Here is a 25,567-nt window from a genome sequence, read left to right on the forward strand (position 1 = left end):
TGGGTCTGCCCACATCCCCACCGCGACGAAGACTGGATGAACGACGATGCATCGGTACAGGTCCCACACCTGCGGCGAGCTCCGCGCCTCTGACGTCGGTAGCGACGTCCGGCTGAGCGGCTGGCTGCACAATCGCCGAGACCTGGGCGGCATCCTCTTCATCGATCTCCGCGACCACTACGGTCTGGTCCAGCTGGTCGCCCGTCCCGGCACCGCGGCCAACGAGGCGCTCGGCCGCCTCACCAAGGAGTCCGTCGTCCGCATCGACGGCAAGGTCTCCGCCCGTGGCGCCGAGAACATCAACCCGGACCTGCCGACCGGTGAGGTCGAGATCGAGGTCGCCGAGGTCGAGGTGCTCGGCGCCTCCGCCCAGCTGCCCTTCACGATCAACACGGACGACGGCGTCAACGAGGAGCGGCGCCTGGAGCACCGCTTCCTGGACCTGCGCCGCGAGCGCATGCACCGCAACATCATGCTGCGCACCGCCGTCATCTCCGCCATCCGGCACAAGATGACCGCGCTCGGCTTCAACGAGATGGCCACCCCGATCCTCACCGCGAGCTCCCCCGAGGGCGCCCGTGACTTCCTGGTGCCGTCCCGCCTCAACCCGGGCAAGTTCTACGCGCTGCCGCAGGCCCCGCAGCAGTTCAAGCAGCTGCTGATGATCGCGGGCTTCGACCGCTACTTCCAGATCGCGCCCTGCTTCCGCGACGAGGACGCCCGCGCCGACCGCTCGCCGGGCGAGTTCTACCAGCTCGACATCGAGATGTCCTTCGTCGAGCAGGAGGACGTCTTCCAGCCGGTCGAGAAGCTGATGACCGAGCTGTTCGAGGAGTTCGGCAACGGCCGCCATGTCACCTCGCCGTTCCCGCGGATCCCGTTCCGCGAGGCGATGCTGAAGTACGGCTCCGACAAGCCGGACCTCCGTGCCCAGCTGGAGCTGGTCGACATCACCGATGTCTTCGAGGGCTCCGAGTTCAAGGCCTTCGCGGGCAAGCACGTCCGTGCGCTGCCGGTGCCGGCCGTCCAGGACCAGCCGCGCAAGTTCTTCGACCAGCTCGGCGAGTACGCGATCGAGCAGGGCGCCAAGGGCCTCGCCTGGGTGCGCGTGGGCGAGGACGGCGCGCTGTCCGGCCCGATCGCCAAGTTCCTCACCGAGGAGAACGTCAAGGTCCTCACCGAGCGCCTCGGCCTGGCCGCGGGCCACGCGGTGTTCTTCGGCGCGGGTGACTTCGACGAGGTCTCCAAGATCATGGGCGCGGTGCGGGTCGAGGCCGCGCGCCGTGCGGGCCACTTCGAGGAGAACGTCTTCCGGTTCTGCTGGATCGTGGACTTCCCGATGTACGAGCGGGACGCGGAGACCGGCAAGATCGACTTCTCGCACAACCCGTTCTCCATGCCGCAGGGCGGCCTGGCGGCCCTGGAGACCCAGGACCCGCTGGACATCCTCGGCTGGCAGTACGACATCGTCTGCAACGGCGTCGAGCTGTCCTCCGGTGCGATCCGTAACCACGAGCCCGAGATCATGTTCAAGGCGTTCGAGATCGCGGGCTACGACCGTGGGACCGTGGAGCACGAGTTCTCCGGAATGCTCCGCGCCTTCCAGTTCGGCGCCCCGCCGCACGGTGGCATCGCCCCGGGCGTCGACCGCATCGTGATGCTGCTCGCCGACGAGCCGAACATCCGCGAGACGATCGCGTTCCCGCTGAACCAGAACGCGCAGGACCTGCTCATGGGCGCGCCCGCGGAGGTCGACGAGGCCCGCCTCAAGGAGCTCCACATCAGCGTCTACAAGGGCCCGGCGAAGCCGACGCCGTACAAGCCCACCAAGTGAGGCCATAGGCCGCACTGCCGCACGGCCGCACGTCGAGGGGCCCGGAACCGAAAGGTTCCGGGCCCCTTACGCGTTCTCGCGTAATTCGTGCTCCTTACGAGTCGTTCACGGGGCCAGGGCCGACGGTGGGCGGCCCGAACGGGAAGGGAGGGCAGGGACGGATGACGTACCGACGATGACGAACCGGACGGAGCCGGACGGACCGGACGGACCTGACGGACCACGAGAGGACATCGCGGAGTGCTCAGCACCGTACTGACCAGAGCAGCGGCAGCAGGGACGGTTGTCGGACTGCTGGCCGCCGGACTGCTGCTCGGAGGCTGCGCGAAATCCACGCCGCCACGTCCGGCCGCCGGCGCGCCGCACCCGCAGGCAGCGAACGGGAAGGCCGTCCCGGCGTGGCCCGCAGGGATCCCGGGTCTGGGCCCGGCGACCCGCGCCGACATCCCGGACGACACCTCCCAGGCCGTCGTCGTGACCGGCGACGCCCGGGGCTCCAGCGACTCCGTGGCCGTCCTGTACGAGCGCGACCCCGACAAGGGTTGGCAGCAGGTTTCCGGGGCCTGGCCGGCCCACAACGCGCTGAACGGCTGGACCGACGAGCACTGGGCCGGCGACAACCGGTCACCCATCGGGGTCTTCGGCCTCACCGACGCGGGCGGCCGGCTCCCGGACCCGGGCACGAGGCTCCCGTACCACGAGACCCCTGTCTTCAACGCCGAAGGCACCGGGTTCCTCGGGGAGCCGCTCGACGGCTCCTTCGACTACGTCGTCGCGATCAACTACAACCGTTACCCGGGTACGTCGCCGCTCTATGACGACGGCAGCCGCCCCATGGGCTGGGACCGGGGTGGGGGAGTCTGGATCCACGTCGATCACGACGGGCCCACGCAGGCGTGCGTGTCGCTGGCGCTGGAGCACATGCGGGAGCTCCTGCTGTGGCTGGACCCGGAGAAGCAGCCGGTGGTGGTGATGGGCGACGCGGCGTCCCTGGCGCGCTAGCGCAAGGACGAGGGGCCCGGAACCGCGCAGGTTCCGGGCCCCTCGGGCCTGGCATACGACGCGAGCGTCGCCGCGAAGGCCTCAGTCCTTCTTCGGCTCCTCAAGACGCGGGCTGTGTCTTCTGGGGGGCGACCCCCAGACCCCCGCGTTCCCGCGAACTCAGTCCTTCTTCGGCTCCTCAAGACGCGGGAACAGCACCGCGCCCTTCGTCACCGTCGAGCCGACCGGGAGCCGGCCCCAGTCCGCCGCGTCCTGGACGCGCTGGTCCGCCAGGGCGCCGAGCGTCGGCTCCGCGCCCAGGGAGTCCCACAGCTTCTGGGAGGTGTCCGGCATGACCGCGTTCAGCAGGACCGCGACGGCCCGCAGGGACTCGGCCGCCGTGTACAGGATGGTCGCGAGGCGGGCCTTGGCCTCATCGGAATCGCCCTTGGCGACCTTCCACGGCTCCTGCTCCGTGATGTAGCCGTTGACCTGCTTCACGAAGTCGAAGATCGCCAGGATGCCGCCCTGGAAGTCCAGCTCCTCGCCGATCTTCCGGTCGGCCTCGGCCACGGCCTTCGCCAGGCCCTCCTGGACCGCCTTCTCGGCCTCGCCGTTCGCCGTAGCCTCCGGCAGCGTCCCGCCGAAGTACTTGCCGACCATCGCGGCGACGCGCGACGCCAGGTTGCCGTAGTCGTTGGCGAGCTCGCTCGTGTAGCGGGCGGAGAAGTCCTCCCACGAGAACGAGCCGTCCTGGCCGAACGCGATCGCGCGCAGGAAGTACCAGCGGTACGCGTCCACGCCGAAGTGCGAGGTCAGGTCCTGCGGCTTGATGCCCGTCAGGTTCGACTTCGACATCTTCTCGCCGCCGACCATCAGCCAGCCGTTGGCCGCGATCTTGCCGGGCACCGGGAGGCCCTGCGCCATCAGCATCGCGGGCCAGATGATCGCGTGGAAGCGGAGGATGTCCTTGCCGACCAGGTGCACGTTCGCCGGGAAGGTGTCCTCGAACTTCGCCGGGTTCTCGTTGTAGCCGACCGCCGTCGCGTAGTTCAGCAGGGCGTCGACCCACACGTAGATGACGTGCTTCTCGTCCCACGGGATCGGGATGCCCCAGTCGAACGTCGACCGGGAGATCGACAGGTCCTGAAGGCCCTGCTTAACGAAGTTCACGACCTCGTTGCGGGCGGACTCGGGCTGGACGAAGCCGGGGTTCGACGCGTAGAACTCCAGCAGCTTCGGGCCGTACTCGCTGAGCTTGAAGAAGTAGTTCTCCTCCTTGAGGATCTCCACCGGCTTCTTGTGGACCGGGCAGAGCTTCTGCCCGGCGTACTCGCCCTCGCCGTCGAGCAGCTCGCCGGGGAGCTTGTACTCCTCACAGCCCACGCAGTACGGGCCTTCGTACCCGCCCTTGTAGATCTCGCCCTTGTCGTACAGGTCCTGCACGAACTCCTGGACGCGGTCCGTGTGGCGCTTCTCCGTCGTGCGGATGAAGTCGTCGTTCGCGATCTCCAGGTGCTCCCAGAGGGGCTTCCAGGCCTCCTCCACGAGCTTGTCGCACCACTCCTGCGGGGTGACGCCGTTCGCCTCCGCGGTGCGCATGATCTTCTGACCGTGCTCGTCCGTGCCGGTGAGGTACCACACCTTCTCGCCGCGCTGACGGTGCCAGCGCGTGAGCACGTCGCCTGCGACGGTCGTGTAGGCGTGGCCCAGGTGAGGAGCGTCGTTGACGTAGTAGATGGGGGTCGAGACGTAGAAAGCCTTCGTCCCCTGCTTCTCGGATCCAGTGGCCGCCATGGTCGAAATCCTAACGGCCGCCGGAAGATCGACTCACACCCATGAATCAGGGCTGCCGGCCGGGCCCGCACGACCACGACGTCGTCGTCCTCGGCACGGGGAGACCGGGCCGGTGCGGAGGGCGGGCCCGTGGTGCGGGCGGGCCGGCCCTCCGCCGTCTCCGGTGATCTAGGTCCTGTCCGGCCGATCTTGCCGGGCCGGCCTGATCGACCGGACAGGACCTAGCCGTTCCGGCTGTTCAGCCACTCCGGGAAGGCGCCGAGGAGCCCCTCGTAGAGCTCGGCGTCGGTGAGCTCGCGGGGGTCGGGGCCGGCGTGGAAGAACGCGGCGTTGCCGGCTTCCTTGTCCGCGTCGATCTTGCGGAGGAAGTCGAAGCCCTTGGCCTCGTGCTCCCCGAACGCCACGAACTGCCAGAAGATCGGCTTGTCCGCGGCGTCCGCGAGTGCCTGCTTGGCGGGCTGCTTGGCGTCGGGCGCACCGTCGGTCTGGAAGACGACGAGGGCGGGCCCTTCGGCGCCGGACTTCTCGTAGTGCCCGACGACCTCCTCGACGGCGCGGTGGTAGCTGGTGCGCCCCATGTGGCCGAGGCCGGCGTGGAGTTCGTCCACGCGACCCTCGTAGTCGGTGAGCGTCAGCTCCCCGGTCCCGTCGATATCGGTCGAGAAGAAGACGACGTGCACGGTCGCGGCCTCGTCGAGGTGCGCGGCGAGTGCGAGCACCTGCTCGCCGAGCTGCTGTGCGCTGCCGTCCTTGTAGTACGGCCGCATCGACCCCGACCGGTCCAGCACGAGGTACACCGTGGCCCGCGCCCCTGCCGCCCCGCCGTCCTTGAGCGTGGTACCGGCCGCCTTGTACGCCCCGACGAGCCCGGCGGCCCGCGCCTTGACCCGCGCGAGCGAGTAGGCGGGCTTGCCGGCGACGGCGTCGGCTGCCGCGGGCTCCGCGTCAGTCTCGGCCGAGGTGGTGGGCGCGGCGGTGGGCGTCGGCTCCGCGGCCACGGTCGCCTCCACTGCGGCGGACTCTCCGCGCGCGGCGGGGATCGTCACCGCCTCGGCGGGGGCGGAGTCGGCGGCGGGCTCGTCGGCCTCAGCCTCAGCCTCAGCCTCAGCCTCGGCCTCGGCCTCGGCCTCGGCCTCGGGCTGGGCCTCGGGCTGTGCAACGGCGTCCGTGGCGGACGCGCCGGAGGACTGGGCGGGGATGACTGCGGCGGGGGCCGGGTCGACTTCGGTGGCCGTGGCCGTGGCCGTGGCCGTGGCCGTGGCTGTGGCCGTGGCCTCGGGCTCCGCGGTCGTGGCCTGGGCCCCGTCCGCCGTGTCGGCATCCATCGGTGCCTCGGCGGGGGCGGTCTCGGCCTGCGGCGTGGTCGCGTCGTCGCCTGCGGCGGGTGCCGGCTCCGCTTCGGCGACGGCGACGGCGACAGGCGCGGGTGCCTCGTCGGCGGGTGCGTCGTCCCGTACGGCTTCGGCGGCGGCGTCGGCCTGCTCCGGACCGGTCGCCTCCGCGGGCGCGGCAGCGGTCTCTTCGGCCACAGTGTCGGTGTCCGTGGCGGCCTGCGCGGGCTCCGTGTCCGCCGCCACCTGCGCGGTGATTTCCCCGGTGGTCGCTTCGCCGTCGCTGTCGCCGTCAACTGCTGTCAGGGCTTCCGCGTCCGCAGCGGGCTCCACCTCCGCCTCCGCGTCGGCCTCCGCCTGCGCGGCAGCCTCGGTGTCCGCGGGCACCGGGTCCGCGGTGGTCTCCGAGTCCCGGGCCTCCGGCCGGTCCAGGTCCCCGGCGGGGTCGTCCGCGCCCGCGGGCACGTGATCCTCGGCGGTCTCCGGCTCACCGGAAGGGGCGGCGGCGGGCTCGTCCCCGTCCGCAGCCGCCGGCTCGGTGGCGTGCGACGCCGACTCCGCCGTCGTCCTCGCCGAGGGGATCGTCGCGCGCGGCGCCGGGTTGTCGAAGGACGCCGCGACGAGATCCGCCGCGCGTTCCTGCGGGGAGGCGACGGGGCCGGTGGGGGCCTCGGCCTGGGGCGGGACGGCGGCGGGGGTCGGGGTTGTTGTCGTGGCGGCCGTGGACGACGGCTCCGTACGCTCGCGTCCGAACACCTTGCGCAGCAAGCTCCGAATGCCCATGGGCGAGGCCTTTCGCGTGATTTGGGTGCGATCCATGTCCGGTCCGAGGGCGTCGGGGCGGCAGCCCCGCATCCCTGGCCACGGCGGACACGTAAGGTTAGCGGCCGCCCGTGCGTGATCTCGGCAACCCCCTCCGGTGTCAAGACCGCCCCGGTCGACCCGCATTCATCCCGTGTTCACCTCGCCGCCGCCACATTGCACATATGTGCCCCTAGCGTCACGGCCGGACATGTTCCGACACGATGTCGGCGCGGGGTTGCGCCGAAGGGTCTGGGGGAAGAAGTGCGCAAACTGCTGCCGCTGCTGGGTACGAATCACGCGGGCGGCCGGTCCGCTCTCACCTGCCGTTACCGATGTGGTGACGCCTGCTTCCACGAGGTGCCGAACACCAGCGACAACGAGTACGCCGGCGACATCATCGCCGGTGCGCTGTCGCGTCGTTCCATGATGCGCGCGGCCGCCGTCGTGACCGTCGCCACCGCCGCGGGCGCTGCCGTCGTCGCGCAGGGCGCCCCGTCCGCGGAGGCCGCGACGGACGCCGCCGCGGCCGGCACCCGCCACGGCAGCACCGGCGACGGCGCCCGCGGCCTCCGCTTCACGCCGGTCGCGCCCAACACCGCCGACCAGGTGACGGTTCCCGAGGGTTACACCCAGAATGTCGTCATCCGCTGGGGTGAGCCCATCCTGCGTGGCGCCCCGGCCTTCGACGCCGACAACCAGAGCGCCAAGGCGCAGGCCGCCCAGTTCGGTTACAACAACGACTTCCTGAGCCTGCTGCCCCTGCGCGAGCACGGCCGCCAGGTCCTCGTGGCCAACCACGAGTACACGGACGAAGTCCTGATGTTCAAGGGCTACGACCCGGCCAACCCGACCCGCGAGCAGGCGGAGATCGCCTGGGCGGCCCACGGCCTCTCCGTCGTCGTGGTCCAGGAGGAGCGCAAGAGCGGCAAGCTCACGCCCGTCACCCGGCACCACCTCAACCGCCGCCTGACGGCCACGAGCGAGTTCCGGCTCACCGGCCCGGCCGCGGGCAGCGACCTGCTCAAGACCTCCGCCGACCCGACCGGCACCAAGGTCCTCGGCACGCTCAACAACTGCGCCGGCGGCACCACACCCTGGGGCACCACGCTCCACGGCGAGGAGAACTTCAACCAGTACTTCGCCAATGGCTCCAGCGCCACCGACAAGCGCTACGGCCTGAGCACCGGCGCCACCGAGCGCAAGTGGGAGCGTTTCGACAAGCGCTTCGACGCCGCCCAGGAGCCGAACGAGTCGCACCGCTTCGGCTGGGTCGTCGAGCTCGACCCGTACGACCCCGACTCCACGCCCCGCAAGCGCACCGCGCTGGGCCGCTTCAAGCACGAGGCCGCGCAGCCGCGGCTCACCCGTGACGGCCGCCCGGTCGTCTACATGGGCGACGACGAGCGCTTCGACTACTTCTACAAGTTCGTCTCGTCGAAGCGGATGAAGAAGGGCAGCTCGCGCGCCGCGCACGAGCACAACCTCACCCTGCTCGACGAGGGCACCCTGTACGTCGCCAAGCTCACCGGCGATTCCCCGGCCGCCGAGATCGACGGCACCGGCAAGCTCCCGAACGACGGCGAGTTCGACGGCACCGGCGTGTGGATCCCGCTGGCCACCGGCGATGTCTCGCACGTCGAGGGCATGACCGCCGAGGAGGTGTACGTCTTCACCCGCCTCGCCGGTGACAAGGTCGGCGCCACCAAGATGGACCGTCCCGAGGACGTCGAGCCGAGCCCCCGTACCGGCCGCGTCTACGTCGCGCTCACGAACAACTCCAACCGGGGCAAGGGCACCAACCCGGGTGTGGACGAGGCCAACCCGCGCAACCTCAACAAGCACGGCCAGGTCCTGGAGCTCGCCGAGCACTGGGACGACCCGTCGAGCGACGGTTTCGCCTGGCGGCTGTTCCTGGTCGCGGGCGACCCGAACGACCCGGCCACGTACTTCGCGGGCTACCCGAAGGACAAGGTCAGCCCGATCTCCTGCCCGGACAACGTGGCCTTCGACCCGCACGGCAACCTGTGGATCTCCACGGACGGTTCCCAGCTCGGCTCGCACGACGGCCTGTTCGGCGTCGCCACGCAGGGCGAGCGGCGCGGTGAGCTGAAGCAGTTCCTCACCGTCCCGAAGGGCGCCGAGACCTGCGGTCCGATCATCCAGGACCGCCGCGTCATCGTCGCCGTGCAGCACCCGGGTGAGATCGACGGCGCGACCGTCGAGAAGCCCGCCTCGGTGTGGCCCGACGGCCCGGGCAAGATCGTGCGCCCGTCGGTCGTCGCCGTCTACCGCAAGGACGGCCGCGACATCGGCGTCTGACTCCAGTGACCCCTGTGGGCCCGGCAGCTCCCGCCGGGCCCGCAGGGAGGAGTCACTCCAGGCCCGTCGCTTTCCGGAAACGTAGGAACTGTTCCGCCGGGTCGCCCGTGTACGACCAGGGCACCCGTGCCGCCCGCGTGCCCAGCATCCCGAACAGCCCGCGGGCCAGCTCGGTCTCACCGGCGTAACAGGCCGCGTGGGTCAGATAGTTGAGCTCGGGGATCTCCTCAGGCAGCACCGGCCCGTTCTCCCGGCCGCCGATCCACCGCTCCCAGGTGCGTCGGACCTCCGTCACCGCCAGCTCGTGCTTCCAGTGCTGGCCGTAGTCCGGGGCGGAGTCCCCGTGCCTGCGGCCGCGGCCCAGGGAACCCTCGGCGACGTACCGGAACTCCTCCACCCGCGCGATCTGCACCAGGACCGGCAGCGGGGATCCGGGCGGCGCCGCGCCCGCCGCGTCCCGCGCGACGTCGTACATCGCGCCGTGCGTGCCGTGCCACCGCGCCGACCAGTAGCGCAGCAACTGAACGTGCCCCTCTGTGTTGTCGGGATCGCGGCGGCGCATCTCGTCCCACCAGCCGCGCAGTTCGCGCCGGCCGACCCCGCCCTCGTACAGCCGGGCCACGGTCAGCAGCGACACCCAGGGCATCGGATCGGCCGGCGCCGACTCCGCCGCTCCGAGGCAGGCCATCACCGCCACATCGAGCCGGGCCCGGTCGGCCGCGGCGCCGCGGCCCGCGGCGATGGCCTGGTCGAAGACCCGCACCACCTCGGTCGCGGCGCGCAGCACGGCCGCGTCAGGGTTGTCGGGTTCGGCCGCCCGCCAGGACTCGACCGCCGACGAACCCGCCGCGGCGTGCGACAGCTGGCGCACCCGGTGCGTGCGGCGCGGCCAGTTGTCGCCGGTGGCGTGCAGCAGATCCCTTACGCCCTGCCAGCGGCCGATCACGATGTCGTGGCGGGCCTCGGTGAGCGCGCGGTCGCCGGAGTCGGGGTCGAAGACCGGCTCGAAGCGGCGGCGGGCAGCGGCCATGGGGGTGCCTGCTTTCTGGGATCTGCCTACTGCTGTGGGGGAGTTCAGAAGTCGGTGGCCAGGGCGTCGCGGGCGGAATCGGGGCGGGCCGAAGCGGACCCCGCGTACGGCTGCTCGACCTCGATCGACCGGACCGCGTCGAGCTTCGCGGGCCGGTAGTACGTGCTCCCCCGGCGCCAGTACCAGAGCATCGGCACCAGTCCGGCCACCAGCCCGCCCAGGCCGATCGCGATCGCGGCGTCGCTCAGCTCGCCGAGCGCGGCGAAGAAGGTCCAGAACATGAAGGCAGCGCCGAGGAGCGGCCACAGTCCGCCGAGCAGGAAGTTCGCCACGGACGTCAGCAGCATCTTGCGGTACGCGACGACCGCGGCGATTCCCGCGAGGCCGTAATAGACGGCGATCTGCAGCGAGATCGCGCTGACCGCGTACTCAAGGATCTGGCCGACCGAGCCGAGGGCGGTGGATGCGGCGAACATCGCGAGGGCGACCGCCCCGACGACGGCGATCGCCACCCAGGGCGTGTTCCAGCGCGGGTGAACGGTGCCGAGCGAGGGCGGCAGCGTACGGTCGCGGCCCATCGCGAAGAGCGAGCGCGTGACCTGGATGAGGGTGGTCTCCAGGGTCGCCACGGTCGACAGCATCACCGCGATGACCAGGAGCTTTCCGCCGACGCCCGGCCAGATCTCGTCGCCGAGCACGCCGAGGACGTTTCCGCTGCCGCTCTGGATCTGCTCGGAGCTGAGGATGACGTTGACGGCGATCGTGAACGCCTCGAACAGCAGGAAGACGACACCGACGCCCACGAGCGCGGCGAGTCCGGCCGTCCTGCGGCTGTTGCGGGTCTCCTCGCTGAGGTTGCTGGTGACGTCCCAGCCCCAGTAGTAGAACGCGGCGATCAGCGCGCCCGAGGCGAAGCCGGAGACCCCGTCGAAATGGCCGAAGCCCAGCCACGACCAGTCGAAGGCGTGTGCGGAGCCCTTGTGCAGCAGGGCGGCGAGGAGGAAGAGCACGAGGAGGAGCAGCTCGACCCCGGACATCAGCAGCTGCGCGCGTACGGTCAGCCGGGCGCCGCCGAGGACGACGAGCAGCATGACCAGGAACCAGCAGGCACCGACTGCCGTGGCGAGCCCGGTGCTCTCGGCGAGGCCCGGGTCGAAGAGCGCGAGGGTCATCGCGCCGGCCGGCAGCGAGCCGGCCACCATGAAGATCGTCGCGGAGACGACCAGGGCCCAGCCGGAAAGAAAGCCCAGGAAGGGGTGGAGTGTGCGGCCCACCCAGGAGTAGCTCGCTCCGGCGTTGACGTCGATCCGCCCGAGGCGGCTGAACGCCAGGACGATGCCGAACATGGGTATCGCGCAGTAGAGGAGTGCGGCCGGGCTCGCCAGCCCGACGGCTCCGGCCAGGACCGCGGTGGTCGCGGCGAGCGAGTACGCAGGGGCGCTCCCCGCGACGGCCATCACGATCGTGTCGAACGTACCGAGGACATTGGGCTGGAGCCCTCTGCCGGAGTTGCTGCTCATCGAATGTCCTTGTATGGCAGGGCATGTAGCGATGTATCAGGAAGCGTTCGCCGAGCTGAAGCGATCCTTCCGCACCCGGGAGACGGAGCGCATCGTAGTCCTCCCCCGTACAGTCGGTGGTATGGCGGATCACGAAGGGCCCGCGGGGGCCGAGGGGACCGTACGGGTCGACAGCTGGATCTGGTCCGTGCGGCTCACCAAGACCCGCTCCCAGGCGGCGGCGGCCTGTCGCGGCGGCCACGTCCGCGTGAACGGCGAGCGCGTCAAGCCCGCGCATGCGCTGAAGGCCGGGGACGAGGTGCGGCTGTTCCACGCGGGCCGGGAGCGGATCGTGGTCGTTTCGCGGGTGATCCGCAAGCGGGTGGGCGCGCCCGCGGCGGTGGAGTGCTATGTGGACAACAGCCCGCCGCCTCCGCCGCGCGAGTTCGTGGCGCCGATGGGCGTGCGGGACCGGGGTGCGGGCCGCCCGACGAAGCGCGAGCGCCGCGACCTGGACCGGCTGCACGGGCGCCAGGGGTAGGGGCCGCGCCCCAGGGCCCCGTACGCCCTGCGGGCGAGCCGATACCGCCCGGCGGGCCGGGTGTCCGTCCTGGAACGCCGGACGGGCTGAGCATCAGTCCCGTGGCGAGGCGATCGCGCGAGCGGCCGCGACCTCCTGGCGGAGGGCGGAGAGGACGCTCCGCTCGTCACCGGGGAGGTCCGTCCGTACTGCGTACAGCTCCTCGCTCGAGCGGATGCCGTCCGCGAGTTCGCGCAGGTGGTGCACGACCTCCGCGACCTCCGCGGGGGCAGGGGCCGGCGCCCCGTGCGTGACCCGGACCCGGGCCGCGGTCGTCGCGTCGGCGATGCGCTCGACGGCGACGACGAGCGGCCACCACGCGGCTGCGCGCGTCCCGGTCGGCGGAGGCTCGGTCAGGGCCCGCTGGAATTCGCAGCGTACGGCGGACAGGTCCCGGTACAAGCGGCGGCGCGACCGCACCCGTACCCCCTGGTCGCCGTCCGCGGCGAAGGACAGCTCCACGTAGTGCGCCGCGTACCCCACGGAGTCCGCGAGCCGGTCGCCGATGCGGGTGTGCCAGCTCTCCGGCCACAGCAGATAGCCCGCGATCAGCGCGATCGCACAGCCGATGAGGCTGTCGACGAGCCGCGGCAGGATCAGGCCGGTGCCCTGCCGGTTGATGAGGTCGGAGAGGAGGAGGATGACGGGGGTGATCGCCGCCGTCTGGAAGGCGTACCCCTTCGCCGAGAAGGCGGGGATGAGCGCGGCGAGCACCATCATCACCGGCACGTCCCACCAGCCCCGCGGCACCTCAGCCAGCACGGCCGCGGCCACCACGAGCCCCGCCGCCGTACCCAGCGCGCGCAGCACCGCCCGCGAGAAGACCGAGCCGAAGTCGGGCTTGAGGACGAACGTGACGGTCAGGGCGACCCAGTACGAGCGGTCCAGTACGACCAACGAGACCAGGGCCTGGGCGAGGCCGATGCACAGGGCGAGCCGGAGCCCGTAACGCCAGGACGCCTCGGAGAGCAGCACGTTGCGGGCGGTGCGGCGGGCCCGGATGCGCAGGGCGGCGGGGCGGCCGAGGCGGTCGTCCACGTTGTTCGGATCCGGGTCGGCGTCGTGGACGACGGTGGCCGCATGGCGCAGGGCCTCGTCGACGGCCCGATCGGCGCTGGTGCGCGGAGGCGGCAGATCGAGGCCGGGGTCGCCGGTGCGGCCCTCCTCGACGGCGTCCGCGAGGCTCCGTACGGCGGCGGGGACCGCTTCCGGCACCGGGCGGCCCAGCTGATGGGCGGCGGGAGCCGCCTCGACGATGGGGATGACGGCGTTGAGCTGGGCGAGCAGCCGTACGAGGGACGGGTTGCGGCCGTGGTCGCGGGTCCGGCGGGCGAGCACCAGGTCGTAGGAGGTGTTGAGCGATGCGGTGACGGCCTGCCGGCGGGCGTCGTAGGTGCCGGGGTCGCCGCCCGCCGCTTCGAGGAGGCCGGCGACGGCGCGATAGGTGGCGGCGACCGCCGACCGCTCGGGCACACCGCCGCGCAGCGGCCAGCCGAGGAGGGCGAGGGCGAGGACGACGCAGCCGCCGAGGGAGAGCAGCAGGGGCGCCTTCCACCAGGGGCTGGGCAGTTGCAGCCCGGCCCCGACCACGGCGTTGAGCAGGAGCAGCAGCCCGGACACGGAGGCGACCGCGCCGATCGACGAGATCATCCCGGAGAGCAGCGCGACGAGGGTGAGCACGCCGACGGCGATCCAGCCCTCGCCGTACACGAGCGTGCCGAGAGTGACGCCGATGGCGCCGAAGAGCTGCGGGACCGCGATGTTGAAGATCCGCATCCGGTACGCGTCCGCGGTGTCGCCGATGACCCCGGACAGGGCGCCCATCGACACGAGTGCCCCGTACACCGGCTGATCGACGGCGAAGCCGACCGCGAGCGGGGCGGAGAGCGCGACGGACGCGCGGGCGACGGCGGCCCAGGGGATGGGCGCGGGCTGTGGGCGCAGGCCCCTGACGAGCCAGGGGGGTGGGGCGAGCCGTCCGCGTTCCCGTGCCATGGGGTCACCCGCCGTGCAGTTCGAGGCGGACGAGCAGGGCGCGGTGATCGGTGTCGGCGAAGTCGAGGAACCGGGCGTCCGTCACGCCGAAGTCGTCGCTGACCAGCACGTGGTCGATCTGTGCGCCGAGGGGGCGGGGGCTCGTCGCCGGCCAGCTGGGGGTGCGGAAGGCCCCGGCGACGCGGGCGCTGTCGTGCAGGTCCCCGGCGTCGAGGATCCGTCGGAAGACGGCGTGGTCCTGTGTGGCGTTGAAGTCGCCCGCGAGGATCGTGGGCGTGCCCTTGCTGTCGGCGGCGTACGCCCGCACCCGGCCGAGGTCCTGGCGCCAGGACCCGAGGCCGCCTGGGACGGGTGGCAGCGGATGTGCGAGCTGCAGCCGGACCGTCCGGCCCCCGATCCGCGCCTCGGCTCCCGGCATGGCCAGTTCGCCCGGGATGCCCGGGCTGTTCCTGAGCGGATGCACGGAGAGGATGGCGGAGCCGTGGGCGAGTTCGCCCTCGACGACGTGCCGGTACGGGTAGTCGGCGCGCGGGATCCGGGCGGCGAGGGCCTCGCTGCAGGTGCGGGCGCACTCCTGGACGAACACCAGGTCCGGTTTCTCGCGGCGGACGGTGTCGATGAGGTCCGGTGTGGCCTGCCCGAACTCCACGTTCGCTGTGAGCACCCGGAGTTGGACGAGCACGGGACCGCGCGCATCGGTCGGTCCGGCCCCGTACGGCCGCACGTACCAGCCGGTCACGGTCAGGACCACCAGCGCGCACACGAGGAGCACGCGGTGGCGGGCGAGCGCGGCGAGCAGCAGCGCGAGCCCGGCGGGCACCAGCAGCCACGGCAGAAACGCGAGGAGCTGCGGGACGGGTGTGTACGCGTCGACACCGGCGGCGCGGCAGCCGACGACGACGGCGACCGCGGCGAGCAGCAGCCCGGCGGACCAGGCGGCGGCGGTGCGTGCCGTCCGCGCCGTCCGCGCCGTCCGCGCTGTCCGCGTCGCCCGCGCCGTCTGCCGCTCCCGGCTCGCGTGCGTCGTCCCGGCCGCGGGTGCGGGATCCGTGGCCTGCCTCGCCGCCGGGCGGCTGTCGAGAGGGTCCATGTCCGTCGAACGGTCGGCGCCCGGGAAGAGTTCTGCGCGAGTTTTGCGGCCACCGCGTCAGTGGCTGGTGCCGCACCGCCTCGGTGTCTCGGCGCCGTACCGCCTCAGTGCCGTACCGCCCGGCCGATCTCGGCCTTCGGGGTGCCCGACAGATCGCGGTTGCTGCGGGCCTCGCCCGACTTCGAGCCCCCTGCCGGGACGTCGTCGATGGTGACGACGGCGGCGTCGAGGAGGTTGCCGTCGGAGTCCTTGAAGTTCACGAGGATCGTGTAGTCCGCGGATTTGCTCGCGCTGTTGGTCGCGGTGATCTCGGAGACGGCGCGGCCGTCCTTGTTCTCGGTGGGCGCCGCCTTCACATCCCCCTTCGCGTTGATGCCGCCCTGGATGTCGGACAGCTTGGCCGTCGCGGAAGCGACGACGTCGCTCGCCTTGGACGCCAGGGACTCGGGGCTCTCGTCGGAGTCGGAGCAGCCGGTGATCCCCGCCGCGATCAGCGCGGCGGCGGCGGTGCCCATGAGCGCGTGACGGGCGCGCTCGGCGCCTCGGACCGTTCTCATACGAGCCAGCCTGCGCCCGCGCGTGGCATTCGGCCACTCGGGGGCACGGACACTCGGGGGGTACGGACACCCCCGGGGGCACGGACACCCGGGCCCACCGAGGGGTATACCGGGCCCCCGAGCGGTACCGGGCTCAGTTGCGGACCGGCGCCAGCCGTCTCAGCGCGTCGATCAGGAGCTCGACGCCGAACGCGAACTCCGCCTCGTGATCGTTCACCGCGAGGATCGGCGCGACCTTCGCCACCGCGGGGAAGCCGGAGCCGGCGAAGTACGCGGTCCGCCGCGCCAGCTCCGCCCCCGGATCACGGTCGGTGCCGGCGCCGGCAGCGGCTCGTACATGCGTCAGCAGCGAGCCGACCTGGAACGAGATGAACAGCCGCAGCGCGTGCACCGCCGTCTCCTCGTCGAAGCCGTGGTCGAGCATCATCGCGAGCATCGTGTCGACGGGCGCGAGCGCCGTCGGTGTGGACAGCTGCCGCATCAGCACGAGTTCGCATGCGCGTGGATGCCGCAGCGACGCCTGCCGGAAGCCGTACGCGATCGAGCGGACCCCGTCCTCCCAGTCGCCCGTCATCCGCCGCGGCATCCGCATCTGCCTCGTGACGAACTCGGTGACGCCGTCCAGGATGTCCGCCTTGCTCTGCACATGGTTGTAGAGAGACATCGCCTGTACGCCCAGGCGGGCCGCGATCCGGCGCATGGACAGTCCGTCCACGCCCTCCTCGTCGATGATCACCAGTGCTGCTCCGACGATCCGCTCCCGGGTCAACGGCTCGCGGGGTCGGGGAAGTTCGCGTCGTGATCCGTGGGCCATGGGTGGTGGCTCCTCTTTCGAGCGGCTACGCGCGGTAACGCTTGACGGCTTACAGCGTAAGTGCTTCTCTCCTTCACGTACTTACGGTGTAAGTGGCACAACTGCAGTGGAGGCAGGGCGAGATGCGTGCGTCCACATCAGCACGGCCACCATCCTCTCCCAGCCCGGTCTCCCGCCGGGTCTCCCCCTGGCAGCAGGAGGCACAGATGTCTGTGCGTACCACCCCCACCCCCCAGCGGCGGTCCTCGCTGACCATTCACCATCTGGACTGTGCACCCATGCGCCCCCTCGGCGGCGCCCCGCTCGTCTCGCACTGCCTGCTGATAGCGACCGGCAGCGGGCTCGTCCTTGTCGACACCGGGCTGGGGGCGGCGGAGGTCTCGGACCCGCGGCGGATCGGTGCGCTGTTCCGCCACACGATGCGGCCCGAGCTCGATCTGTCCCGCACGGCCGTCCATCAGGTGCGGGCGCTCGGGTACGACCCGTACGACGTGAGCGACATCGTCGTCACCCATCTCGACCTGGATCACGCGGGCGGGCTCGCCGACTTTCCGCATGCCAGGGTGCATGTGATGGCCGACGAGTACCGGTCGGCGATGCGCCGTGACACCCGCCTCGAGGCGAACCGCTATCTGTCCGCCCAGTGGGCGCACGGCGTGGACTGGGTCGTCCACGACACCGCCGATTTCGAGTGGTTCGGCTTCCCCGCGTCCCGCGTGCTGCGCGCCCCCGACATCCTGCTGGTGCCGCTGCCGGGCCACACCCGCGGCCACAGCGCGGTCGCCGTCCAGGAGCCGGACCGCTGGCTGCTGCACGCGGGCGACGCGTACTTCTTCCACGGCGAGGTCGATCTCCGCCGCCCGCGCTGCCCGCGGCCGCTCGCGCTGCACCAGCGGCTCGTCGCGGACGACCACGAACTGCGGCTGAGCCAGCTGGAACGCCTGATGCGACTGCGCCGCGCGCACCCGCGGCTGGTCCGCATCTTCTCGTCGCACGACGCGCACGAGTTCGACGCCCTGGCGAACGGCGAATAGGGGGCCTGGGGCCCCGGGCCCCAGGCCCCGGGTGGGCCAGTGTGCCCGTGGTGGGTGGCCGGTACCGTCCGGTCGGCCCGGGTGTCCGTCCTCGAACGCCGGACGGGCTGGAAGTGAGCCCTTTACCGGAGAGCGGGCGCGTGGAACGGAGGGCGCAGGCGCCACCCCACCCCGCGCCGCCCGTCAGACCTTGGCCGCGGTCTTGTACGTCGCCAGCGCCCAGATCACGAACACCGACACCGCCATCGAGAAGATCGCCCACACCGGCGAGTAGGGCAGGAACAGGAACTGGACGATGATGTTGAGCGACGCCAGGGTGATACCCGCGATCCGGCCCCACTCCATGTCCTTGAGGACGCCCCAACCGGCGATGACGGCGACGATCCCGAGGATCAGATGGACCCAGCCCCAGGCGGTGAGGTCCCAGGAGTAGATGTATCTGCCGACGCGTACATAGACGTCGTCCTCGACAATGCCGGCGATTCCCTCGAAGATGCTGATCACTCCGACGATGATCAGGAGGATGCCGGCGAAGAGCGTGCCACCCTCGGCCCAGCCGCTGGTGCCGCTCGTGCTCTGGGCCCTGGGGGACGTAGGTGCTGTGTTCTGGCTCATGCCGCCAGCATGCGGTCGACGGCGGGGCTCGGATATTTCAGTTGAGCCGTTCGAGGTACGAGCGCAGTGCCGCGTCGAACTCCTCCGGCCGCTCGAGGTTCGGCAAATGGGCTGCCCCCTCGATCACGCACAGCGTCGAGTCCGGGATCGCCGCGTGCATCGCCTCGGCGTCGGCCACCGGCGTGTACGCGTCGTCGCGTCCCACGACCACCAGCGCCGGGACCGAGACCCGGGTGAGCAGCTCCTGGTAGTCCGGGCGCTCGGCACGCCCGCGCAGCGCGGCCGCCGCCCCCTCCGGCGGGGCGGCCAGCATCATCCGGTGGACGGTCTCCGAGGCTTCGGTGTTGTACGGCGCCACCATCTTGTCCCGTACCTCGTCCGCGTACCCCCGCATCCCCTCCACGAGGAGCCGGTCCGCCATGGCGTTGCGCCACACCTTGCCCTCCTCGGTCTCGGCCGCCGGAAAGGTGTCGGCGAGGACGAGGCCGGTGATGCGCTCGGGGAAGAGGCGGTAGCACTCCATCGCGATCTGGCCACCCATGGAGAGGCCGCCGAGGACGAAGCGGTGCACGCCGAGCCGGTCGAGGAGGGCGGCCAGGTCGGTGGCGAAGTCGCTGAGCGGCGTCGTACCCGGAACGACGGTGGAGGCTCCGTAACCGCGCAGATCGGGGGCGATGACGCGGTGCGTGGCCGAGAACGCCGAGAGCTGCGGGGCCCACATCGAGCGGTCGAAGGGGTGGCCGTGAATCAGGACGAGGGGCGGGCCCGTGCCCTTGTCGTCGTATCCGATGGTCAGGGTGTCGATGAGTGCGGACGGCATGGTCCCGACGCTAGGCGCCTCAACTGATCGGTGCAATAAGATCTTTGCTCTCGGTGCAATTCTGGGGGGCAGGGATGCGGGACGACTTCCGGCGGCTCGCCGACGAGATCGCCTCCGACATCGCCGACGGGCGGCTGCGGCCCGGCGACCGGCTGCCGCCGCAGCGGATGTACGCGCGCAGGCGCCGGATCGCGCCCTCCACGGCGATCCGGGTGTACGGCGAACTCGTGCGGCGCGGCCTGGTGGTGGGCGAGGTGGGGCGCGGGACGTTCGTCCGCGCGGCGCCTCCGCTGCCCGGGCCGGCGCTCACCGAGGCGGTCGGGAGCGCCCCGGTCAACCTGGAGCTCAACTACCCGGTGGTGGACGGTCAGTCGGAGCTGATGGCGCGCGGGCTCGCGGCCCTGGCACGCTCCGAGATGCTCGCGGAGGCGACCCGGCCGACAGCCCCGGACGGTACGCCCGAGGCGCGGCGCGCCGCGGCCGCCGTGCTCGCCAGGAGCGGCTGGTCGCCCGATCCGGACCGGGTGCTGTTCGCCGGCAACGGCCGCCAGGCCATCGCCGCCGCGATCTCGTCGCTCGTGCCGCCCGGTGGCCGTCTCGGCGTCGAGGCGCTGACGTATCCGCTGGTCAAGATGGTCGCGGAACGCCTCGGTGCGAGCCTCGTACCAATCGCGCTCGACGCGGAGGGCATGCGTCCGGACGCACTGGCTGCGGCTCATCGCGGGGCGCCACTGTCCGCCGTGTACGTACAGCCGACCCTGCACAATCCGCTGGCGCTGACGGCGGGGGCCGGACGGAGGGCCGAACTGGCGGCGGTGCTTGAGGAGATGGGCCTCACGGCGATCGAGGACACGACCTGGGCCTTCCTCGCGACGGAAGCCCCGGCGCCGCTTGCGGCGCATGCGCCCGGGCGGACCGTCCTGGTCGACAGCCTGTCCAAGAGGCTCGCGCCCGGGCTGACCGTGGGCTATCTCGTCACGCCCGAGGGGCATCGGGAGGCGCTGATGCGAGCGTTGCGGTCCGGCGCCTGGACCGCCGCCGGCTTCGGCCTCGCGGCGGCCACGCGATGGTCGGACGACGGGATCGTGGCGACGGTGGCCGAGGCCAAGCGGGCGGACGCGGCGGAGCGCCACCGGCTGGTACGGGAGTGCCTGGGCAACTTCGACATCAGCACCGACCCGCGCGCGTACTACTGCTGGTGGCGGCTGCCCGCGCCCTGGCGTGCGGAGACCTTCGTCGGCGCGGCGGCGGAGCGCGGTATCGCCGTGACGCCGGGCTCGGCCTTCGCGGTGGGCCCTCACCCGACTCCCGACGCGGTCAGGATCGGGCTCGCGACCCCGCCGCCGGAGGAGCTGGCGCGGGCACTGAAGACACTGGCGGACCTTGCGTCGGGCCCGGCACGCACCGGATGAGCCGAATCCACCCGATCCACCGAATCCGTCTGATCCACTTGCCACGCAGGCCGCCCGGGTGTCCGCTGGTGGATGGAGTAGCGGATGGAGCGGAAGGAGCTCTGCCATGGCTGCACATGCGGCGGTGCCGGTCCGGCATCACGGCACCCTCGGGTGGGCGATCCCCCTCACCCTCGGCGTGATCTACGGCTTCTACACGTCATTCATGGCCCGTGAGGCCGGGCAGTCCGCCACCGCACAGATCGTCATCGGCTTCGTCTCCGCCGTGGTGCTGGCGGGGCTGTGCTTCGCGCTCGGCCGCTATCAGCAGGCACTGCCGCGCGAGCTGCGGGCAGCTGCGTACGCGGCGCTGCTCGGCATTGCCTCCGGCTACCTCTACAGCCTGAGCGGCCGCAGCATTCTCACCGTGACGGTGCTGTCCCTGGCCCTCGCGGCCGCCACGTTCTGCGTAACCTTCTACTTCTTCTACACGCACGAGGACTGACCTGCAGGGCTGACCTGCCCGTCCGAACGTCGTCCTCAACCGACCCACCGCGCGGCCGCCGGATTCCGATCCGGCGGCCGCGCGGCGACGGTCCCCGACCCCGACGAGGTGGCCCGGGCCCTGGTCGCCCTGGCGAACGAGGCAGGCGGACCGGACAACGTGGGGTGTGTGGCGCGGACGTCGTGGAGCTGTGAGCTGAGCGGGGCGTACGACGAGGCCGACGCGGCACACGCCAGGGCCCGGCCCCGCGCACGCGGGGCCGGGCGTCCTGTCAGCTGTGGGAGCGGCTCCCGCGGCGGAGCCGGGGTGACCCCGCTTGAGTCGAGCTCGGTCGAGCCTCTGTCCCGGGCTCCGTCGAGCTCAGTCGAAGCGGAGGTCGGCGAGCTGCCGCTCGAACTCCGTCGTCCCGTCGGCCTCCTCCTCCTGGGCCTCCCGCGCATCCCGGACCGCCGCCATCAGCCCGGCCAGCTCGCCGCCGGCGCGCCGTATCCGTGCGGGCAGGCCCTCGGTGTACTCGTCGCCGCCCGAACCCCAGTCCTCCGATGCCGCGTACACGGCGGTCGGTACGACCAGTGCCCGCAGGTAGGCGAAGAGCGGCCGCAGTGCGTGGTCGAGGACGAGGGAGTGGCGGGCGGTGCCGCCGGTCGCCGCGATCAGCACCGGCTTGCCGGTCAGGGCGTGCGGGTCGATCAGGTCGAAGAAGGACTTGAACAGGCCGCTGTACGAGGCCGTGAAGACCGGCGTCACGGCGATCACCCCGTCCGCCTCCGTCACCGCGTCGATAGCGGCGCCGAGCGCGGGCGGCGGGAAGCCGGTCACCAGGTTGTTGGCGATGGCGACGGCCAGGTCGCGCAGCTCGACGACCTCGACCTCCACCTTGCGGTCCTGCTCGGCGAGTTCGTCGCGTACCGCCTCCGCCAGCCGGTCGGCCAGCAGCCGGGTGGACGAGGGGCTGCTCAGTCCCGCCGATACGGCGACGAGCTTCAACTGCTCCATGGTCAGGCCTCCTTGACGGTCGCACGGGTGGCGGCGACTGCGGGGTGCAGGGGCGCGTCCGGGACCCCGGCCGGCCGCAGGTTCGCGAACTCCTTGCGCAGGACCGGGACGACCTCCTCGCCGAGGATGTCGAGCTGCTCCAGCACGGTCTTGAGCGGCAGGCCGGCGTGGTCCATGAGGAACAGCTGGCGCTGGTAGTCGCCGACGGACTCGCGGAACGACAGGGTGCGTTCGATGACCTCCTGCGGGGAGCCGACGGTCAGCGGCGTCTGCTCGGTGAAGTCCTCCAGCGACGGGCCGTGCCCGTACACGGGCGCGTTGTCGAAGTACGGACGGAACTCGCGCACCGCGTCCTGCGAGTTCTTGCGCATGAACACCTGCCCGCCCAGGCCGACGATGGCCTGCTCCGGGGTGCCGTGCCCGTAGTGCGCGTACCGCTTCCGGTACAGCTCGACCATTCGCCTGGTGTGCTCGGCCGGCCAGAAGATGTTGTTGTGGAAGAAGCCGTCGCCGTAGTACGCGGCCTGCTCGGCGATCTCCGGCGAGCGGATCGACCCGTGCCAGACGAACGGCGGGACGCCGTCCAGCGGCCGCGGCGTGGACGTGAAGCCCTGCAGCGGCGTACGGAACTTGCCCTCCCAGTCGACGACGTCCTCCCTCCACAGCTTGTGGAGAAGGGCGTAGTTCTCGATGGCGAGCGGGATGCCCTGGCGGATGTCCTGCCCGAACCACGGGTAGACCGGTCCGGTGTTGCCGCGGCCCATCATCAGGTCGACGCGGCCGTCGGCGAGGTGCTGGAGCATCGCGTAGTCCTCGGCGATCTTCACCGGGTCGTTGGTGGTGATCAGCGTCGTGGACGTGGAAAGGATCAGGTTCTCGGTACGGGCGGCGATGTGTCCGAGCATCGTGGTCGGGGACGACGGCACGAACGGCGGATTGTGGTGCTCACCGGTCGCGAAGACGTCCAGTCCGACCTCCTCGGCCTTCAGCGCGATGGCGACCATCGCCTTGATCCGCTCGTGCTCGGTCGGGGTGCGGCCGTTGGTCGGATCGGTGGTCACATCACCGACGGTGAAGATCCCGAACTGCATCGCGCTCGCCTCCAGGGTTCCAGTTGATTGAATCTTAAACCGTCACCTGGAACGGGGGCCGCCGCGGTTCTATTCCGCCCGTACTCTGGAGCGACGTATCGGTACGCAGAGGACGCACAGGAGGTCGCGGTGAGTGAGAGCGAGCGCTGGAAGGAGCGCGGCGTCGCCCTGCGCGTCTTCGTGTACGTCTTCGCGACGCACCTCTTCGCGGGCTTCATCTGGCTGCTGTTCTACGTGGGCGAGCACGCCCAGAAGTGATCTCCCGGCGGGATCGCGTCGAGAGCAGTGATCGGCCCGCCCCGGTCAGGCCCCGGCGCCCACCAGTAGAGTTCCGGTCCGTGAGTCCCCACCCCCGCCCCACCGACCCCGCCGTTCACGTCGTCGGGATCGGCGCCGACGGCTGGGACGGGCTCCCCGACACCTCCCGCGCCGCCCTGCGCGCCGCCGACGTGATCATCGGCGGGAAGCGCCAGCTCGACCTCCTTCCCGAGGAGTGCCCGGGTGAGCGCGTGTCCTGGCCGTCGCCGCTGCGACCCGCCGTGCCCGGGCTGCTCACCGCCCACGCCGGGCGGCACGTGGCCGTCCTCGCCAGCGGCGACCCCATGTTCTACGGGATCGGCCGCGCACTCGCGGAGGAGCTCGGCGCGGACACCCTGCGCGTACTGCCGCATCCGTCGTCCGTGTCGTACGCCTGCGCCCGCCTCGGCTGGCCGCTGGAGGACGCCGAGACAGTGACCCTGGTCGGCCGGCCCCTCGGCTCGCTCGCGGCGGCCCTGCACGACGGGCGGCGACTGCTCGTGCTCGGCGCGGGGGCGGGCACGCCGGGCGAGGTGGCGGGGCTGCTGCGGGAGCGGGGTTACGGGCCGAGCCGGATGCACGTACTGGAGCAGCTGGGCTCGGTACGGGAGCGCCACGTCACCGGCACCGCGGAGAGGTGGGCGCACGCACCCGGGGACCCCCTCAACGTCATCGCCGTCGAGTGCGCGCGGGCGCCCGGCGCGCTGCGGCTGTCCGCCGTGCCCGGCCTTCCGGACGAGGCGTACGAGAACGACGGCCAGCTCACCAAGCGCCACGTCCGCGCGGCGACGCTGGCCGCGCTCGCGCCCGCACCCGGGGAGCTGCTGTGGGACATCGGCGGCGGGTCCGGGTCGATCGCGATCGAGTGGATGCGTACGCACCGGTCGTGCCGGGCGATCACGGTGGAGCGGGACGCGGTACGGGCCGAGCGCATCACCCGCAACGCGGAGGCGCTCGGTGTGCCGGGCCTGCGCGTCGTGACCGCCGCCGCTCCGTCGGGGCTCGCCGAACTTCCCGTGCCCGACGCGGTGTTCATCGGCGGCGGGCTCACCGCGCCCGGTCTGCTGGACGCCTGCTGGGGCGCGTTGCCGACGGGCGGGCGGCTGGTCGCCAACACCGTGACGCTGGAGTCCGAGGCGCTGCTCGCCGACCGCTACCGGCGCCACGGCGGCGAGCTCGTACGGCTGGCCGTCGCCCACGCCGTGCCCGTCGGGGGTTTCACCGGGTGGCGCCAGGCCATGCCGGTCACGCAGTGGTCCGTCACCAAGGAGGAGTGAACGATGACCGTCTACTTCATCGGGGCGGGCCCAGGCGCCGCCGACCTGATCACCGTGCGGGGTGCGCGGACGCTCGCGTCGTGCCGGGTCTGCCTGTACGCGGGCTCCCTCGTCCCCCGCGAACTGCTCGCCGAATGCCCACCGGACGCACGCCTCGTCGACACCGCCCGGCTCGACCTGGACCAGATCGTCGCCGAGATCGTCCGCGCCCACGAGGAGGGCCACGACGTCGCCCGGCTGCACTCCGGCGATCCGTCGGTCTTCAGCGCGGTGGCGGAACAGATGCGGCGGCTGGACGCGGCGGGGATCCCGTACGAGGTCGTGCCGGGAGTGCCGGCCTTTGCCGCGGCGGCGGCCGCGCTGAAGCGGGAGCTGACCGTCCCGACCGTCGGCCAGACGGTCATCCTGACCCGTATCGCCCAGCAGGCCACGCCGATGCCCGAGGGCGAGGACCTGGCGACGCTCGGGCGCAGCGGGGCGCTGCTCGTGCTGCACCTGGCGGCCCGTTACGTGGACCGGGTCGTCGCGGAGCTGCTGCCGCACTACGGCGCCGACTGCCCGGCCGCGGTCGTCGCCATGGCCAGCCGCCCCGACGAGGTGGTCCTCCGCGGCACCCTCGACGACATCGCGGGGCAGACGAAGGCGGCGGGGATCACGAAGACCGCGGTGATCATCGTCGGCCGGACGCTGGCGGCGTCCCAGTTCAGGGACAGCCACCTGTACGACCCGGCGCGGGACCGCCACGTCTGCTGACGCCTCCGGCGGTGCGGGGTGCGGGGCCTGTGCGGTGTTGCCCGGTACCGGGTGGGCACCCTGTGTGTCCGTCCTCAAGCGCCGGACGGGCTTGGGGCGGCTGCTGTGGGTGGGTGGTGGTGCGGGGCCCCTCCGGGCTCGCCTCCTCGGAAATCGG

At 71.8% G+C, this 25,567-nt stretch carries 22 protein-coding genes; 10 read left to right on the forward strand and 12 right to left on the reverse strand.

The genetic code is table 11. From position 1 onward, the window contains the following. The first annotated feature begins 46 nt into the window (after positions 1-46). Together aspS and ACWCXB_RS29700 are read left to right on the forward strand one after the other, a co-directional pair. Positions 47-1,834, forward strand: coding sequence for an aspartate--tRNA ligase (gene aspS / locus ACWCXB_RS29695; RefSeq protein WP_450726830.1), 1,788 nt, complete (start codon positions 47-49; stop codon positions 1,832-1,834). A 240-nt stretch (positions 1,835-2,074) separates the two neighbouring features. Beyond that, positions 2,075-2,836: a hypothetical protein gene (locus tag ACWCXB_RS29700; RefSeq protein ID WP_450726831.1), complete on the forward strand. Its 762-nt coding sequence runs from the start codon at positions 2,075-2,077 to the stop codon at positions 2,834-2,836. Positions 2,837-2,995: 159 nt separating this feature from the next. On the opposite strand, the gene metG is transcribed toward ACWCXB_RS29700, so the two are convergent. Both metG and ACWCXB_RS29710 read right to left on the reverse strand, forming a co-directional pair. Then, positions 2,996-4,612: a methionine--tRNA ligase gene (gene metG / locus ACWCXB_RS29705; protein WP_450726832.1), complete on the reverse strand. Its 1,617-nt coding sequence runs from the start codon at positions 4,610-4,612 to the stop codon at positions 2,996-2,998. 221 nt (positions 4,613-4,833) lie between these two features. Beyond that, positions 4,834-6,726 (reverse strand): VWA domain-containing protein, encoded by a 1,893-nt coding sequence (locus ACWCXB_RS29710; RefSeq protein ID WP_450726833.1) that lies wholly within the window; start codon positions 6,724-6,726, stop codon positions 4,834-4,836. A gap of 282 nt (positions 6,727-7,008) precedes the next feature. Between ACWCXB_RS29710 and ACWCXB_RS29715 the strand changes: the two genes are divergently transcribed. Beyond that, positions 7,009-9,066: a PhoX family protein gene (locus ACWCXB_RS29715; protein ID WP_450726834.1), complete on the forward strand. Its 2,058-nt coding sequence runs from the start codon at positions 7,009-7,011 to the stop codon at positions 9,064-9,066. A gap of 52 nt (positions 9,067-9,118) precedes the next feature. Here ACWCXB_RS29715 and ACWCXB_RS29720 read toward each other — a convergent pair whose 3' ends face one another. Further along, positions 9,119-10,096 (reverse strand): hypothetical protein, encoded by a 978-nt coding sequence (locus ACWCXB_RS29720; RefSeq protein ID WP_450726835.1) that lies wholly within the window; start codon positions 10,094-10,096, stop codon positions 9,119-9,121. 44 nt (positions 10,097-10,140) lie between these two features. Then, a complete protein-coding gene (locus tag ACWCXB_RS29725) occupies positions 10,141-11,616 on the reverse strand; it encodes an APC family permease (RefSeq protein ID WP_450726836.1) in 1,476 nt (491 codons plus the stop codon). A 121-nt stretch (positions 11,617-11,737) separates the two neighbouring features. On the opposite strand from ACWCXB_RS29725, the gene ACWCXB_RS29730 reads away from it, so the two are divergent. After that, positions 11,738-12,136 (forward strand): RNA-binding S4 domain-containing protein, encoded by a 399-nt coding sequence (locus ACWCXB_RS29730; RefSeq protein WP_450726837.1) that lies wholly within the window; start codon positions 11,738-11,740, stop codon positions 12,134-12,136. Positions 12,137-12,229: 93 nt separating this feature from the next. Here ACWCXB_RS29730 and ACWCXB_RS29735 read toward each other — a convergent pair whose 3' ends face one another. The 4 genes from ACWCXB_RS29735 to ACWCXB_RS29750 form a co-directional block, all read right to left on the reverse strand. Next, positions 12,230-14,170 carry an FUSC family protein gene (locus ACWCXB_RS29735; protein WP_450726838.1) on the reverse strand — a complete coding sequence of 647 codons (1,941 nt, stop codon included), beginning with the start codon at positions 14,168-14,170 and terminating at the stop codon, positions 12,230-12,232. A 4-nt stretch (positions 14,171-14,174) separates the two neighbouring features. Further along, positions 14,175-15,260, reverse strand: coding sequence for an endonuclease/exonuclease/phosphatase family protein (locus tag ACWCXB_RS29740; protein ID WP_450726839.1), 1,086 nt, complete (start codon positions 15,258-15,260; stop codon positions 14,175-14,177). Between the two features lie 104 nt (positions 15,261-15,364). Further along, a complete protein-coding gene (locus tag ACWCXB_RS29745) occupies positions 15,365-15,817 on the reverse strand; it encodes an FxLYD domain-containing protein (RefSeq protein WP_450726840.1) in 453 nt (150 codons plus the stop codon). 133 nt (positions 15,818-15,950) lie between these two features. After that, a complete protein-coding gene (locus ACWCXB_RS29750) occupies positions 15,951-16,631 on the reverse strand; it encodes a TetR/AcrR family transcriptional regulator C-terminal domain-containing protein (protein WP_450726841.1) in 681 nt (226 codons plus the stop codon). Between the two features lie 206 nt (positions 16,632-16,837). Between ACWCXB_RS29750 and ACWCXB_RS29755 the strand changes: the two genes are divergently transcribed. After that, positions 16,838-17,665 (forward strand): MBL fold metallo-hydrolase, encoded by an 828-nt coding sequence (locus ACWCXB_RS29755; RefSeq protein WP_450726842.1) that lies wholly within the window; start codon positions 16,838-16,840, stop codon positions 17,663-17,665. Positions 17,666-17,848: 183 nt separating this feature from the next. Here ACWCXB_RS29755 and ACWCXB_RS29760 read toward each other — a convergent pair whose 3' ends face one another. Together ACWCXB_RS29760 and ACWCXB_RS29765 are read right to left on the reverse strand one after the other, a co-directional pair. Next, a complete protein-coding gene (locus ACWCXB_RS29760; protein WP_450726843.1) occupies positions 17,849-18,280 on the reverse strand; it encodes a DUF7144 family membrane protein in 432 nt (143 codons plus the stop codon). Between the two features lie 37 nt (positions 18,281-18,317). Then, positions 18,318-19,100, reverse strand: a complete 783-nt coding sequence (locus ACWCXB_RS29765; RefSeq protein ID WP_450726844.1) for an alpha/beta fold hydrolase — start codon at positions 19,098-19,100, stop codon at positions 18,318-18,320. Between the two features lie 74 nt (positions 19,101-19,174). Here ACWCXB_RS29765 and ACWCXB_RS29770 point away from each other — a divergent pair, with 74 nt between their 5' ends. Together ACWCXB_RS29770 and ACWCXB_RS29775 are read left to right on the forward strand one after the other, a co-directional pair. Beyond that, the gene (locus tag ACWCXB_RS29770) at positions 19,175-20,512 is read left to right on the forward strand and encodes an aminotransferase-like domain-containing protein (RefSeq protein WP_450726845.1); all 1,338 of its coding nucleotides are present in this window, start codon (positions 19,175-19,177) and stop codon (positions 20,510-20,512) included. A gap of 106 nt (positions 20,513-20,618) precedes the next feature. After that, a complete protein-coding gene (locus ACWCXB_RS29775; protein ID WP_450726846.1) occupies positions 20,619-20,996 on the forward strand; it encodes a hypothetical protein in 378 nt (125 codons plus the stop codon). Positions 20,997-21,356: 360 nt separating this feature from the next. Here the strand turns inward: ACWCXB_RS29775 and ACWCXB_RS29780 are convergent, their stop codons facing one another. Beyond that, on the reverse strand, positions 21,357-21,992 hold the full coding sequence (locus tag ACWCXB_RS29780) for an FMN reductase (RefSeq protein ID WP_450726847.1): 636 nt from the start codon (positions 21,990-21,992) through the stop codon (positions 21,357-21,359). A 2-nt stretch (positions 21,993-21,994) separates the two neighbouring features. Beyond that, positions 21,995-23,083, reverse strand: coding sequence for an LLM class flavin-dependent oxidoreductase (locus tag ACWCXB_RS29785; RefSeq protein WP_450726848.1), 1,089 nt, complete (start codon positions 23,081-23,083; stop codon positions 21,995-21,997). A gap of 129 nt (positions 23,084-23,212) precedes the next feature. Here ACWCXB_RS29785 and ACWCXB_RS29790 point away from each other — a divergent pair, with 129 nt between their 5' ends. The 3 genes from ACWCXB_RS29790 (at position 23,213) to cobM (ending at position 25,410) form a co-directional block, all read left to right on the forward strand. Continuing rightward, the gene (locus ACWCXB_RS29790; RefSeq protein WP_450726849.1) at positions 23,213-23,341 is read left to right on the forward strand and encodes a DUF6126 family protein; all 129 of its coding nucleotides are present in this window, start codon (positions 23,213-23,215) and stop codon (positions 23,339-23,341) included. Between the two features lie 80 nt (positions 23,342-23,421). Further along, entirely contained in the window at positions 23,422-24,657 is a 1,236-nt protein-coding gene (cbiE, locus tag ACWCXB_RS29795) for a precorrin-6y C5,15-methyltransferase (decarboxylating) subunit CbiE (protein ID WP_450726850.1), read from the forward strand. Between the two features lie 3 nt (positions 24,658-24,660). Beyond that, a complete protein-coding gene (cobM, locus tag ACWCXB_RS29800) occupies positions 24,661-25,410 on the forward strand; it encodes a precorrin-4 C(11)-methyltransferase (protein ID WP_450726851.1) in 750 nt (249 codons plus the stop codon). Positions 25,411-25,567 lie beyond the last annotated feature (157 nt).

Source organism: Streptomyces sp. NPDC001514 (genome assembly GCF_053597075.1).